At 61.2% G+C, this 13,220-nt stretch carries 15 protein-coding genes; 10 read left to right on the forward strand and 5 right to left on the reverse strand.

Annotated features, from left to right (window positions below; all coding sequences use genetic code 11):
- The first annotated feature begins 62 nt into the window (after positions 1-62).
- A complete protein-coding gene (locus tag ACKAMS_RS04930) occupies positions 63-569 on the forward strand; it encodes a ClbS/DfsB family four-helix bundle protein (RefSeq protein ID WP_019745339.1) in 507 nt (168 codons plus the stop codon).
- On the opposite strand, the gene ACKAMS_RS04935 is transcribed toward ACKAMS_RS04930, so the two are convergent.
- Positions 560-1,138 (reverse strand): GNAT family N-acetyltransferase, encoded by a 579-nt coding sequence (locus ACKAMS_RS04935; protein WP_408988684.1) that lies wholly within the window; start codon positions 1,136-1,138, stop codon positions 560-562. The genes ACKAMS_RS04930 and ACKAMS_RS04935 overlap by 10 nt on opposite strands.
- A 214-nt stretch (positions 1,139-1,352) precedes the next feature.
- On the opposite strand from ACKAMS_RS04935, the gene ACKAMS_RS04940 reads away from it, so the two are divergent.
- A complete protein-coding gene (locus tag ACKAMS_RS04940) occupies positions 1,353-2,147 on the forward strand; it encodes an SDR family NAD(P)-dependent oxidoreductase (RefSeq protein ID WP_283384122.1) in 795 nt (264 codons plus the stop codon).
- A gap of 1 nt (position 2,148) precedes the next feature.
- On the opposite strand, the gene ACKAMS_RS04945 is transcribed toward ACKAMS_RS04940, so the two are convergent.
- The 4 genes from ACKAMS_RS04945 to ACKAMS_RS04960 are packed head-to-tail and all read right to left on the reverse strand — an operon-like array spanning position 2,149 to position 4,915.
- Positions 2,149-2,607: a nuclear transport factor 2 family protein gene (locus ACKAMS_RS04945; protein WP_408988685.1), complete on the reverse strand. Its 459-nt coding sequence runs from the start codon at positions 2,605-2,607 to the stop codon at positions 2,149-2,151.
- 51 nt (positions 2,608-2,658) lie between these two features.
- On the reverse strand, positions 2,659-3,447 hold the full coding sequence (locus ACKAMS_RS04950) for an SDR family oxidoreductase (RefSeq protein WP_020970821.1): 789 nt from the start codon (positions 3,445-3,447) through the stop codon (positions 2,659-2,661).
- Positions 3,448-3,477: 30 nt separating this feature from the next.
- Positions 3,478-3,774 (reverse strand): hypothetical protein, encoded by a 297-nt coding sequence (locus tag ACKAMS_RS04955; RefSeq protein WP_019745334.1) that lies wholly within the window; start codon positions 3,772-3,774, stop codon positions 3,478-3,480.
- Entirely contained in the window at positions 3,752-4,915 is a 1,164-nt protein-coding gene (locus tag ACKAMS_RS04960; protein ID WP_019745333.1) for a Rieske 2Fe-2S domain-containing protein, read from the reverse strand. The genes ACKAMS_RS04955 and ACKAMS_RS04960 overlap by 23 nt, the downstream gene beginning before the upstream one ends.
- Positions 4,916-5,152: 237 nt before the next feature.
- On the opposite strand from ACKAMS_RS04960, the gene hsaA reads away from it, so the two are divergent.
- The 8 genes from hsaA (at position 5,153) to ACKAMS_RS05000 (ending at position 13,168) form a co-directional block, all read left to right on the forward strand.
- A complete protein-coding gene (gene hsaA / locus ACKAMS_RS04965; protein WP_020970820.1) occupies positions 5,153-6,319 on the forward strand; it encodes a 3-hydroxy-9,10-secoandrosta-1,3,5(10)-triene-9,17-dione monooxygenase oxygenase subunit in 1,167 nt (388 codons plus the stop codon).
- 38 nt (positions 6,320-6,357) lie between these two features.
- A complete protein-coding gene (locus tag ACKAMS_RS04970) occupies positions 6,358-7,650 on the forward strand; it encodes a glutamine synthetase family protein (protein WP_269576872.1) in 1,293 nt (430 codons plus the stop codon).
- Between the two features lie 65 nt (positions 7,651-7,715).
- Positions 7,716-8,075 (forward strand): helix-turn-helix transcriptional regulator, encoded by a 360-nt coding sequence (locus ACKAMS_RS04975; protein ID WP_003940373.1) that lies wholly within the window; start codon positions 7,716-7,718, stop codon positions 8,073-8,075.
- On the forward strand, positions 8,068-8,529 hold the full coding sequence (locus ACKAMS_RS04980) for an SRPBCC domain-containing protein (protein WP_021345567.1): 462 nt from the start codon (positions 8,068-8,070) through the stop codon (positions 8,527-8,529). The genes ACKAMS_RS04975 and ACKAMS_RS04980 overlap by 8 nt, the downstream gene beginning before the upstream one ends.
- An 82-nt stretch (positions 8,530-8,611) precedes the next feature.
- Positions 8,612-9,493 carry an SMP-30/gluconolactonase/LRE family protein gene (locus ACKAMS_RS04985; protein WP_141488368.1) on the forward strand — a complete coding sequence of 294 codons (882 nt, stop codon included), beginning with the start codon at positions 8,612-8,614 and terminating at the stop codon, positions 9,491-9,493.
- A 1-nt stretch (position 9,494) separates the two neighbouring features.
- Positions 9,495-10,511 carry a TIGR03617 family F420-dependent LLM class oxidoreductase gene (locus tag ACKAMS_RS04990; RefSeq protein ID WP_408988686.1) on the forward strand — a complete coding sequence of 339 codons (1,017 nt, stop codon included), beginning with the start codon at positions 9,495-9,497 and terminating at the stop codon, positions 10,509-10,511.
- Positions 10,512-10,541: 30 nt separating this feature from the next.
- Complete coding sequence (locus ACKAMS_RS04995; protein ID WP_408988687.1) at positions 10,542-11,093, forward strand: pyridoxamine 5'-phosphate oxidase family protein; 552 nt, start codon at positions 10,542-10,544, stop codon at positions 11,091-11,093.
- A gap of 164 nt (positions 11,094-11,257) precedes the next feature.
- Positions 11,258-13,168: an alkyl/aryl-sulfatase gene (locus ACKAMS_RS05000; RefSeq protein WP_408988688.1), complete on the forward strand. Its 1,911-nt coding sequence runs from the start codon at positions 11,258-11,260 to the stop codon at positions 13,166-13,168.
- The last annotated feature ends 52 nt before the right edge of the window (positions 13,169-13,220 follow it).

Consider the following 13,220-nt stretch of genomic DNA (forward strand, 5'->3'; position numbering starts at 1 on the left):
GCGGGGCCATCGAGTCGAGATGGTCCCGCTTCTTCTTTCTCTACTGATCGTTCGGAGGCATTGTGGCGCAGACCTTGTCACGTGAGGAACTGGCGAGTGCGCTGGACTCGGCGTATTCGAAACTCGACGCGTTACTCGACGGCGTCGCCGAGGCCGATGCGTTCGACGCCGTTGCCGTCGATGCGTGGACGGTGCACGACGTACTCGCTGTGCGTGTCTGGTGGGCAGAGGCCGTCGTAGAGTGGATAGGTGCCGGACTGCGAGACGAGACACCGCAGACGCCGGCTGCGGGTTACAAGTGGACGCAAACACCCGCGCTGAACCAGTCGGTGGTCGAGGCGAGTGCAGGTACGTCGGTTCGAGAGCTTCGGGATCGTTTGCGCGCGGCTGTCGCAGCGCTGCGTCGATACGTGGGAACTCTCGAAGACGATCAACTGCTGTCGGTCGGGGTTTTCTCGTGGACCCGGACGTGGCCGGTCTCGAGGTGGATCGCCGTCAACACGATCACCCAATACGCGTCGTTGTCGAAAATGATTCGGCGAGTGCTGAAGTCGAACAATCAGCCCTGAAGTCGATGCATCCGCCATACGTCCGGTCCGTTGGGGAGCGAGGTCTGGCCGACGATCGTGAAACCGAACCGTTGGTACAGCGGGAGATTTCGTTCGGTCGACGTGTCGAGCCAGCAAGCCTGTTCGGTTCGATCCAGTTCCGCCAAAGCATGTTTCAGTAGTGCAGAGCCCAATCCACTGCCCTGCGAATGCGGTGTCGTACCGATCGTTGCCAACGACCACGCGTGCTCGAGGGCGGGAAGCGCAGACAGTTGTTCGTCAGCCTGGAGAACGCGCTCGAACCGATCTCCGTGCAGTTCCACGATCTTCTCGACAGTCGCTTCATCAGGCTCCGGGGCGTCGGGCGGCAGGACTGCGATGACGCCGTTGCCTGAATCATCGATGTATGAACGTCCGAACGGTAGTGCCAGGTGTTCGAGGTAGATTCGTTGTAGAGCGGCGACCCGTTCCATGTGAGAGTCTTCGGCGACGCACCAGTTCGTCCAGGGATAGTCGGCAAAAGCCTCGCCGAGAACCTCGGCGGCACGGTCGAGGTCGTCGATGGACAGCGGTCGAACAGAATTCTGCATAGTGCCACTTCAGCACAATGGAGTCTTCCGTCGCCACTCGATTTCGGCGGTGTAGCAGGTGCGCGGGCCGTGGTCACGTACTTGTGAGTTCATTCAAGAAAGTTGGACGCGGCTGTCGATCCTGCGTTCACTGGTAGTGATCGGGTAATCGCCGAGCTGTCAATTTCGGGCACATGAGATCCGGGTACGGCGATTCCCCGCGAAGGGAATGAATATGAACAGGCTCGATGGCAAAAATGTAGTGATCACCGGCGCCGCCAGCGGAATCGGGCGTGCAGCAGCACAACTCATGGCGGCAGAAGGCGCCAAGGTGCTGGTCGCCGACCTCGATCCAGCTCGAGCGGAGGAAGCAGCGGCGGCGATCCGCGAGACCGGCGGCACTGCGCTGGGTTTCGGCGTCGATGTCATGAACGAGGAGTCCCTGGCAGCGATGATCGAAAGGGCGGTCGCCGAATTCGGTGGCATCAACGTCTTGTGCAATCACGTGGGCGGTAGTAATCCGCGCAAGGATCTCGACCTGCTCCGGATGGACCTGGACGAGTGGGATCGCGTGATGTCGCTCAACGTCCGCAGCACTGTCGTCGCTTCACGACTTGCCATTCCGCACATGAACAGTGCCGGTGGAGGATCGATCGTCAACACGGCCTCGGTAGGTGGATTGATCGGGGATTCCCTGCAGTCTGCCTACGGATCCGCCAAAGCGGCAGTTATTCGTCTGACGCAGTACATCGCAGTCCAGTACGGAGCAAACGGTGTTCGGTGCAACGCCGTAGCGCCGGGCGCGATCATGACACCCGCACTCGTGGACAACATCCCTGCTGATGTCATCGACGGCATGAAGCAGGCAAACGCGCTGCCCTACCTCGGTGAGCCCGAAGACATCGCACACGCCATGCTCTACCTGGCCTCGGACGAATCTCGCTACATGACGGGGCAGACCTTGGTGGTCGACGGTGGACTCACCAGCAAGAGTCCACTCGCGACCGGCCGTTCGTCGATGTTGAGCTGAGTCAGCTCCGCCAACCGCTGGGGCCGGCGCCCAGAACCTCGATGGATCCCTGACTGGCATGTGAATGCTTGGTGCGGTGCGTCATTCGCCACCTTCCGTCGATTCGGGTCCAAGAATCGTGGTAGTCGCCGAGGGTGAAGAAGTTCAGGTGAGCTTTGCTCCCGGTGCCCACATGCATGTCGCTGACATAGGAGCGGCTGGTGGCAATATCACCGACCACCTCGACCAGCACGTTGCCGATCAGATGTTGGGTGGGACCGCACTCGTCGAGGAACGAGCGGATGGAAGCCACTACCTCGGCAGGTCCACGAAGAGTTCCGGTTCCCAGTTCTGCCGTAGCGTCCGGAGTCATGATCCGGTGGAGTTCATCCCAGTCCCGCGCGTCCATGGCTCGGGCGAACTCGAAAATGGAGCGGGTGATCTCGCGTTCGGCAAGAAGAGTGGTGATGTCGACGCCCATGCTGTGCGCCTTTCTTAACGTCGGGGGGTTAATAAAGGCGCACAGCAGAAGTCAGCGGTTGAGCAGCTTGCGCATCGCTTCGGCAGCGCCCTTGACCATCTTGTCTCGGGGGAAGCCGCTGCGCTTCTTGGCGCCTTCGTAGTTTCCTGCAGCAACCCAGATCGGGCCGTCGGCAAGGTGTTCGAGACCTTCGCGTGCAACATCCTCGGGCTCTGCGACGTTCATGCCCGGGATGTCGAAGTTCAATCCCGCGCGAATCATGGCCGGCGTGCGAGTGACACCGAGAATGAACTCGACGACGTGAACGCCGTACGGCTGAAGTTCGAGCCACAGGCTTTCGGCGAAGATGCGACCGAAAGCTTTCGAGGCCGCGTAGATGCTCTGGTGCTCGGAGCCCATGAATCCGGCCAGCGAACCGAGCAGCATGATGCCGCCTCGTCCGCGATCCTTCATCAAACCGCCGAAGTGGTGCGAGAGTTCGAGCTGCTTGTTGATGTTCAGCTCGATGACTCCGGCAAATCCCTTCAGATCACCGGTCACGAACTCGTGGCCGTAGCTGTTGGCGCCGGCGTTGAAGATGAGCAGGCCGACCTCGACGTCGTCGGTGACAGCCTTGATCTGGTCGAGCGCGTCGGGAACCAATAGATCCAGTGCGAGAGTGCGTACTTCGACGCCGTTGGCGCGTGCCTTGGCCGCAGTCTCCTCGAGCGGCCCCGGCTTGCGGGCGATGAGAACGAGGTTGATGCCGATCTTGCTGAGCTCGTCGGCGAACCCTGCGCCGACACCTTCGGAACCGCCGGCGATGACTGCCCACGGGCCGTAGTACTGGGGATCGATCATTACTACCTTCTTCGAAAGATGTTGGCTCGGCTAGTGAAACGGAGCGGGTACTGGTTCGCTGTCGTCGACGATCGGCTGAGGCACCGGCTCGTCGTTGAGAATCTCAAGCTTGCCGGCCGTTGCAGCGTTCACGATGGACGCGATCAAGGCGCCGCACTCCTTGCGAGGAGCACCGGGTCGTCCCTCTCGCTGCCCGAATTCACGGTCGTCGGCGATTTCGAGGCACTGGGCGCGGGCCTGGTCACTCCACTGAACTGTGGTGTGTTCCCAACTGTTCTTCTGGACCAGGACCTGCGCCTTGCACTCAGCGCACTGAAGAGGCTGCATCTTCGTCTGCCTTCTTCGCAGCGAGGTTGTCTTCGACTTCCTTCTGCCAGGCGGCGACGGGTCGCGCGGTGTCGAGTTCGAATTCGAAGCGCTCGGTCATCTCGGGAGCAATGTCCGCGACGTCGACGTAGAACTGTTCGTACCAGCGACGGAGCTGGTAGACCGGGCCATCCTCTTCGCACAGGAGCGGATTCTCGATGCGAGTCTTGTTCTTCCAGATCTCGACGTCCTGCTCGAAGCCCTTGGCGATGAACGTGCCGAAGTTCGCGGCCATCGCGTCGGCGGCTTCACCCTGGAAACGATCCGACTTCTTGACGATGATGCCGTACTGGAGCACGAACTTGTCAGCGCTGACCGGGTAGTGGCAGTTGATGAGCACAGAGTCGACGTTGTAGTCCTCGTACTCGTAGGTCAGGTCGTCGACCATGAAGGAAGGGCCGAAGTACGTCGCAACCGAGTTGCTTCCCACCATCTTCGGGGTGCCTGCCGCGTGGGGACGCATATCGGAGCGAGCGACGCCGCGCATGTACTGCGTTGCGGCGTGGCCTTCGAAGACGTTCTTGAAGTACGTCGGGAAGGAGTAGTGCACGTAGAAGAAGTGCGCCATGTCGACGATGTTGTCGACGATTTCACGACAGTTGGTGTCGACGGTCGTGGTGTACCAGACCCAGTCGCTCCACTCGTCGCTGAGCGCGCCTTCGATACGGGGGATGGCTACGTCGTCGGTCGGCGGGTTGCCCTCGGGGTCGTGCCAGACGAAGAGCATGCCGTCCTGGTCGAGGGTCTGCCATGCGCGCGTCTTGGCCAGCGGGGGAACGCGGCGTGCATAGGGAATCTTCTGGCACTTGCCGTTGCCGCCCCAGCGCCAATCGTGGAACGGACAGGCAATGGCGTCGCCCTTGATGGTGCCCTGGCTCAGGTCGCCACCCATGTGACGGCAGTACGCGTCGAGGATCTTGACGTTGCCTTCACTGTCGGCGAAGACGACGAGCTTGGTGCCGAACGCCTCGATGGAGTGCGGCTGGCCGTCCTTGAAGGACTCCGTGAGCCCAATGCAGTGCCATCCACGTGCAAAGCGAGTAGGCGCGGTTCCAGCTTGGATCTCGCGAACTTCGTCGTTGTCGGACTGATTGATCGTCACGATGAGTCCCGTCCTTTCCAGGGTCAGTGTCGACGCCCGACGCTAGGGGAGCGTGAATTACCGCTGGGGCCTCGTCTCACTGGCCGGGACCAGCGGCGAGCGAGAGGATCCGGCGGCTGATCCCGACCTCCGGGACTTCCGATCATCGGAACGCGTGACCGACATATCGTGACGGGGCAGCCGTTATGTCTATCTGCCGATCCGCTCCCTCACGGTTCGGTGCGAGGAGTGTCTTCCATGGTCAACAAGGTTCTGAGCTCAGTCCGTGATCTGCTTCCGAAGATCGCGGCCCGCGCTCAGAAGGTCGACGATTCGCGCAAGATCTCCGAACGGACCATCCGGGAGCTTTCCGAAGCCGGCGTCTTCTCCATGCTGGCGCCCAAGAGATATGGGGGCGCCGAGAGCGACCCGGTCCACTTCTACGAAGTGGTCAGGGCAATCTCCGCTGCCTGTGGTTCGACCGGTTGGGTCGCGTCGGTGGTGGGAGTGCACCCGTGGCATCTGGCGCTTTTCGACGACCAGGCACAGGCCGACGTGTGGGGAGAGGATCAGACGACGCTCATCTCGTCCGCGTACGCTCCGGTCGGTCGACTGACGGCGGTGGACGGTGGTTACGAACTGTCGGGCCAGTGGGGCTTCTCTTCCGGCTGTGATCACGCGAGTTGGGCATTGCTGGGCGCGATGGTGGTCGGGATGGACGGCCGGCCGGTCGATTTCATGACGGTGTTGGTGCCGCGTACGGATTACGAGATCCGAGATGTCTGGGATGTCGTGGGGATGCGCGGCACCGCGAGCAACGAGATCGTGGTCGACAAGGCCTTTGTGCCCGAGCACCGATTGAAGCGCAACTACGAGACCGCACAACTTCGCGGCCCAGGCCAAGCAGTCAATCCTGGTCCGCTGTACAAGCTTCCGTTCGGGAGTATCTTCACCTCGACGGTCGCGGCTCCGTGTGTGGGCATCGTCGCCGGTTGTTACGAGGGGTACCTGGACGTGATGCGTGAGCGGGTCCGTCTGAGCTTGGGTGGTGGGAGGTTCAGTGAGGACCAGTTCGCTCAGGTTGCCGTCGCGCGTGCGTCGTCGGAGATCGATGCCGCGATTCTGCAGATGGATCGCAATATCCGGGAGATGTACGAACTTGCTGTCGCCGGCAAGGAGCTTCCGCTCTCGATGAGGCTGCGCGCGCGTCGTGATCAGGTTCGCGCGACGGAACGTTCGGTGGAGGCGATCGACATGCTGTTCAAGACGGCAGGCGGGAACTCCCTCTCTCGCGGAAACCCGATCGAGCGTGCGTGGCGAGACGTTCATGCGGGCAGCGTTCACGTTGCCAACGAACCCGAGCGCGCGTTGGCGCTGTACGGCCGGGCGGCGTTCGGACTGCCGGTGGAGGACAACCTGATCTGACCGGTTGGCGCGCCGCCGAGTGGGGTATTTGCCTCTGGATGAGGGAAGTTCCGGCGCTGACTATCGGCTCGATCGTGGACATGGCGGGTGTCGCGCGGGCGAAAGTGATGCCGGCAGGCCGAAGCGGTGTCTTCGAGGAAGTCGGTGCGGGGGTCTCGCCGAGTTGGAATGTTTTCTGCAGCGACGATCGGATTGCCTTCACCGATTCCTTTTCCGTCGTGGGTGATCTCCGGTTGCGTATCGACCGTTCCGACCTCCGTGATCTCGGCGAGGGTGTGTCGTGGGCGCCGGCCACTTTGTACGAGCAAGACGGTTCGACGGCTGCCGTGTGCACCCGGTCCGCACTCACTGCCGTCGTGGCGCGGCTTGCTGCCGACGGACTGGAAGCTCGGGTGGGTCACGAGATCGAGTTCACTCTTTTCGGTGATTCGCGCGACGGAGCGTGGTCGGCGTACGGGTTAGGTGCAGTCCTTCGCCGCGAGGACTTCCTCAAGGACCTTCTGCGCAATGCCGAACGCGCACAACTTCATATCGAGCAGGTTCATGCGGAGTACGGACCGGATCAATTCGAGATCTCCATCGCTCCGAGCGCTCCTGTTCAAGCGGCCGATCTTGTGGTGCTGGCCCGGATCTTGATCAGCCGCACTGCCAGAGCCCATGGATTGGCGGCATCGTTTTCACCGATACCTACGATCGGAGGTGCCGGGAACGGTGCACACCAGCACTTTTCGTTGATCTCAGGTGGGCGGCCCGTCTTCTCCTGTGGTGGTCAGGACTACGGGATGACCGACGAAGGATCATCAGCTTTGGGTGGAATCCTTTCTCACCTCACGGAATTCACGGCCGTCTTTGCTTCCTCGCCGCTCTCCGGCCTCAGGCTGCGTCCGGACAATTGGTCGGGGGCCTACGTCTGTTGGGGGCTCGAGAACCGGGAAGCGGCACTGAGGTTCTGCGCGGAGTCACCGTCGAATCCACACGGCGCCAACGCCGAAGTCAAGATCATCGATCCATCGGCCAATCCGTATCTGGCCACCGCTGCGGTACTCGGTCTTTCGCAGATCGGTATCGACAATGCCGCGCCATTGCCGCCTGAAATCGTGGTGAACCCGTCGACTCTCACAGAGGCGGAACGTGATGAGCGCGGGGTGACCCGAGTCCCCACCGATCTCGGCGAGATCGTGCAGAAGTTCAACTCCTCCTCGGTGGCGAGGGAAATCTTCGGGGAGTCGATCATCGAAGCGATGGTGTCCGTGAAGGGAGCTGAGCAGGAGACGTTCTCCCAGATGGACGAGGCGACAACCGTCGAGAGGCTTCGATACACCTGGAGTTGAAGGGGTTGACGCTTAGGATCGTGAGTTCTATGTTTAAGTTATTCCTTAATTAAGGAGTTTCTTACATGGACGAGCGAAGTGGTCGACTCGATGCAGTGTTCAGCGCACTGGCCGACCCGACGAGGCGTGAAATGCTCTCTCGCCTGACGGATGGTTCGATGACCGTCGGTGAGCTGGCCGAGCCGTTCGAGATGAGTCGGCCCGCCATCTCGCAGCATCTGAAGGTGCTCGAGCGAGCCGGTCTCATCGAACGAACCGCCACCGCGCAATGGCGCACCTGCACCCTTCGCGCGGAGGGTCTCGACGACGCCAGCGCATGGGTCGACGAACACCGGCGCGGTTGGAACGAACGCTTCGACCTCCTCGACGAGCGTCTACGTGAGCTGAAGCAACGTCGACCGAAGAAGGAGAAGGACAATGAGTGACCAGAATGCCGATGCCACCGCAGAATTCACCATCACCCGGATCTTCGATGCGCCGCGTGACCTTGTCTGGCAAGCGTGGACCGATCCCGACGAGGCGGCGCGGTGGTGGCACCCCGAGGGTGTCAGCAGCCCTCGGGAGCACGTCACGATCGACCCCAGAGTTGGCGGAACGTACCGCTACCTGATGATCAACGACGAGAATGGTGCCGAGTTTCCCACCGGTGGAACCTATCTCGAGGTCGATGAGCCGAAGAAGCTAGTCTTCACCTGGGGGGATCCGGGAGATTCGGTGGACACCGCCCCTCGAATCACGGTCACGCTCGCAGATCGGGGAGACAAGACCGAGATGACATTTCATCTGGTCGGGATCCCGGGTTTCAAGGGCGACGGCAACGTCTACGACGGGTGGGAATCCGCGTTCGACGTGCTGGACAAGGTATACCGCGGCGAGTAGTCGGGAATCGGACACCGCCACCGGGGCACCGGTGATTGAATGGAGTGAACACACCATTCAATCACCGACGTGGGAGAGCCTGATGGCACCAGAGGTTGCGGTAGTTCTCGAGGGATATACCTACTTCGAATGCCCGCGCTGGCACGAGGACCGAATTTGGGTGTCGGACTTCTATACCTACCAGGTGATTTCAGCCCGTGAGGACGGGACCGACGTACGCGTCGAGGCGGAGATTCCAGGGCAGCCGTCCGGGTTGGGGTGGCTTCCGGACGGCAGATTACTGGTCGTCTCCATGCGGGACCAGAAGATTCTGCGGCGAGAATCCGATGGCGATTTGGTGGTGCACGCAGACTTGTCCGGGTACGTGAGTGCCAACGTCAACGACATGCTGGTCGACGCGCAGGGACGAGCGTACGTGGGCAACTTCGGGTTCGACCTGATGAACCTGGCCCCCGTCGAGACGGCAGATCTCCTCCGCGTCGACCCGGACGGATCGGTGCACGTCGTGGCGCGAGATCTCCACTTCCCCAACGGGATGGCTCTGGCGTCGACCGGAGATCTGCTCGTGGACGAAACGCTGGGAAATCGAATCAGTGCGTTTGCCGTCCAGCCCGACGGCTCTCTGGGCGAACGCCGTGATTGGGCGTCGTTCGGGCCGGTACCTGGTGGACCCGAGATGGAGACCACCCTCGCTGAGATCGTCGTTGCGCCCGACGGATGTTGCATCGACGGAGACGATTCGATGTGGGTGGCCGACGCACTCGGAAGTCGAATTCTCCACGTCGACCCGTCTGGCAAGATAATCGATGAAATTGCCTTCGACAGCGGCGTCTTCGCTTGCGGGCTCGGCGGTTCCGACGGTCGTACGCTGTTCGTCTGTGCCGCCCCGGACTTCAACGAACACGCTCGCAAGGTGGCAACAGAAGGAAAGCTGCTGTCGATTCGTCTGGAGCCTTTGGGCTGACATGGAATTGGTGACCTCGCTACCTGCCGACACTCCGCTGCGGCAGGTGGCTCAGCACGTCGAACGCATCGAGAACCTCGGTTTCGACACGGTGCACATCTCCGAGACCATTCGCGACCCCTTTGCCGTGGCGGCACTGGCCGTCGAGCACAGCAGTACTCTCACTGTCCGGACGTCGATGGTTGTCGCGTTTGCGCGCAGTCCCATGGTGACGGCTTTGGCTGCCTGGGATCTTGCAGGTTTCTCGGGTGGGCGATTTCAACTGGGGCTCGCAACGCAGGTGCGCGGGAACATCGTCGGGCGGTACTCGATGCCGTGGACCAATCCTGTTGCACAACTGCGCGATTACGTCAGTGCTGTACGGGAGATATTTCAAGCGTTCCAGACGGGCGGCGAACTCGACTATGCCGGCTCGCACTACACCTTCAACCGACTGCAGCCCTACTTCAATCCGGGGCCGCTCGACGTTCCAGCTCCCGCGATCTGGACCGGGGGAGTGAACTCCCGCATGTGCTCACTGGCAGGAGCCGTCGCCGACGGCTTTGTTGCTCACCCCACCAGCTCCCATCCGAAGGTGCTCGCGGAGAGGATCATTCCATCATTGACGGCCGGCGGAAGGAAGCCGCGGCTGATTGCCGTTCCGAAGACGATCACCGGCAAAGATCGTGCCGCGATACTTGCTCAACGAGAAGCGGTGCGCAGTGAACTTGCCTTTCTCTACTCCACACCGGCATATCGAATCGCGCTCGAGGTTCTCGGCTTGGCGGGGATCGGCGAGAAGCTGACTGCGATGGCACGAACGGGTGATTGGGCTCGACTACCAGCTGTGCTCACGGACGATGTTCTCGACATCTTGGTCACGCAATGCACCTACGCCGAACTCCCCGGGGTGCTGAGTTCGAAATACGCGAGTCTCTGCGACGGCATTGCACTGGCAGTGCCGGCGGATCCCGCCGACGACCGCGCCTTCGCAGCGATGTGTGAGGAGATTCGAGCCGCCGCAGCGTCTGCCCCGTGACGTCCAGTCGGCGCGAACTACACTCTCGACATGGGGCGCGTCTACGAAGGCATCGATGAAAAGCTCACCATGTGGTTGCAGGCCCAACCGCTGTTCGTCGTTGCTACCGCACCTTTGTCTCCTGACGGGTTGATCAATTGCTCACCCAAAGGGGGAGTCGGATCGTTCGTGGTGCTGACATCCACCCGCGTGGCGTACCTCGATCTCACTGGCAGCGGTGTGGAAACCATCGCGCACGTGCGCGAGAACTCGCGAATAACCCTGATGTTCATGGCATTTGACGGACCACCGAAGATCGTTCGACTGCACGGTCACGGACAAGTTCTGCCCGCAGGGTCGGAACGGTTCAACGAGCTTGTCGGTAGGTTCCCCGAGCACCCGGGACTGCGGTCGATCGTCGTGGTCGATCTGACGCGCATTTCGGATTCGTGCGGATACGCAGTACCGCTGATGGACTACCAATCCGATCGTGACGTGCTCGACCGCGTAGCGGAGAAGAGGGGTCCGGAGCGGCTCATCGCCTATCGCGCCGAGAAGAACGCGAAGAGTGTGGACGGGTTGCCCGGTCTCGACCCGGAGTGACGCTCTGGTCCTGTCCGTTGTTCAGTCGCCGTCTCACCTGCGATGGGTGATGCGCGAATTCCGCGTGGCCACCAGATTGGTTGCAGAGGGTTCCGCGTGAGGTCACGTCCGATGGCATCGCGTTCTTGCGTGGACGAGGACACAAGGACCGGAGGAGAGTGCTCATGGGTGCTGAGACCAAGCCTGCAACACCGTTCACCGTCGAGGTCAATCGCGCGGCAGTCGACGACTATCCCATGTCTGACCGGGAGGATTTCGGCGACGCGGACCGCGGGTTCATCGCCGGGTGGGAGAACGATCAGGTCTTCAACGACGAGGGCGATCTGATTCACGACGGTCAACCTCTCGAGTACATCACCGATGACAAGCAAGCGCCTGACTCTGTGAACCCCAGTCTGTGGCGGCAGTCGCAGTTGGTGAGGCGCTGCGGGCTCTACAAGGTTGTCGACGGGCTGTACCAAGTCAGGTTCGCGGTTAACCTGACCATTGTCGATGCGCCGGACGGACTGGTCATCATCGACACCACCACCAGCGCTGATCTAGCCAAAGCAGGCCTGGAACTCTTCCGCCGTGAACTCGGCAACAACAAGCCGATCGTCGCGATCATCTATACCCACACGCATTTCGACCACTACGCCGGCGTCAAGGGCCTCGTCGACGAAGCAGACGTGGTGTCCGGCAAGATTCCGATCGTCGCGCCTGGAACCATCGAGTCTTTCAACAAGTTTGCGATCGGCGAGAACGTCATCACCGGCAATGCGATGTCGCGGCGAATGGGGTACACCTTCGGTTTGATTCTGCCCCAATGTGATTGTGGTCTGGTGACCGTCGGTCTGGGATCAGGCGCCGACGGGATGAACATCCACATGACCTACATTCCGCCCACTGACGGCATCACCAAGACCGGTGAGGTACGCAATCTCGGCGGGTGGGACTTCGAGTTCCTCTACGCTCCCGACACCGAAGCGCCGGAGGAGATGCATATCTGGATCCCGGCCATCAAAGCGCTCACCTGTGCCGAGAACGCCAATCACTCGATGCACAACATCCAGACGATCCGAGGCGCACGCACCCGAGATGCGCGCAACTTCGCCAGATACCTGGATGAGACTTTGGTGCGGTGGGGCGACGAGGTCGAAGTTCACCACGGTCCGCACACGTGGCCGGTGTGGGGGAACGCCACGGTGGTGGAATTCCTTGAATCACAACGGGATATGTACAAGTTCATTCACGACCAGGCGCTAAGGTTCGCGAACCAGGGCTACACGCCGCTCGAAGCTGCGGAGGTCGTCCGGCTACCGGAAGCCATCGGACAGAAGTGGTACAACCGCTACTACCACGGCGGACTGCACCACAACGTCCGCGCGGTCTTCCACAAGGAGCTGGGATTCTGGGACGGTGACCCGGCGACGATCTTGCCGTTGCTGCCCGAGGATCATGCCAAGCGGCACGTCGACCTGATCGGGCGAGAGAGGATACTTGCCGAGGGGCGCAGTGCTTTTGAAGCGGGCGACTATCGGTGGGCGGTGCAGCTTCTCCATCACCTGGTCTTCGCCGATCCTGACGACGAGGAAGCAAAGAACCTGCAGGCCGACGCCTACGAGCAACTCGGATACCAGCAGGAAGTCCCGCAGTATCGGTCGATCTTCCTCGCCACCGCAATGGAATTGCGCAACGGCGTCACAGGTGCCGGTCAAGTCAACACCGACAGCACGGACACGATTTTGTCGATGCCGATCGATCTGCTCTTCGACTATGCGGGAGTACATCTCATCGCGGAGAAGGCGGACGACGTCGACATTTCGATCAACTTCAGTTTTGCTGACACGAAACAGGATTGGAACATGTGGATTCGACGGGCAGTTCTCAACGCGCGTTCGGGCCGCGCCCCTGACGCGCAACTGACCCTGACCGGTCCCAAGCCGTTGCTTGCCGGCATCCTTCTCCAACCAGGAAAGGCCTCTGCCATCCTCGACACCGGAAAAGTCACGTCCGACGGTGATGTTTCGGCGCTGACTCGCTTCGCCGACATCATGGACACGTTCGATCCGAATTTCAACCTGGCGACGCCCTGAAAGAGGGCAGCCTGAAAGAGGTCGTGGGGCAGGTGATTCTGACATCGCCTGC

It is taken from the genome of Rhodococcus sp. 5A-K4 (assembly GCF_046097995.1).
GTDB classification, from domain to species: domain Bacteria; phylum Actinomycetota; class Actinomycetes; order Mycobacteriales; family Mycobacteriaceae; genus Rhodococcus_F; species Rhodococcus_F erythropolis.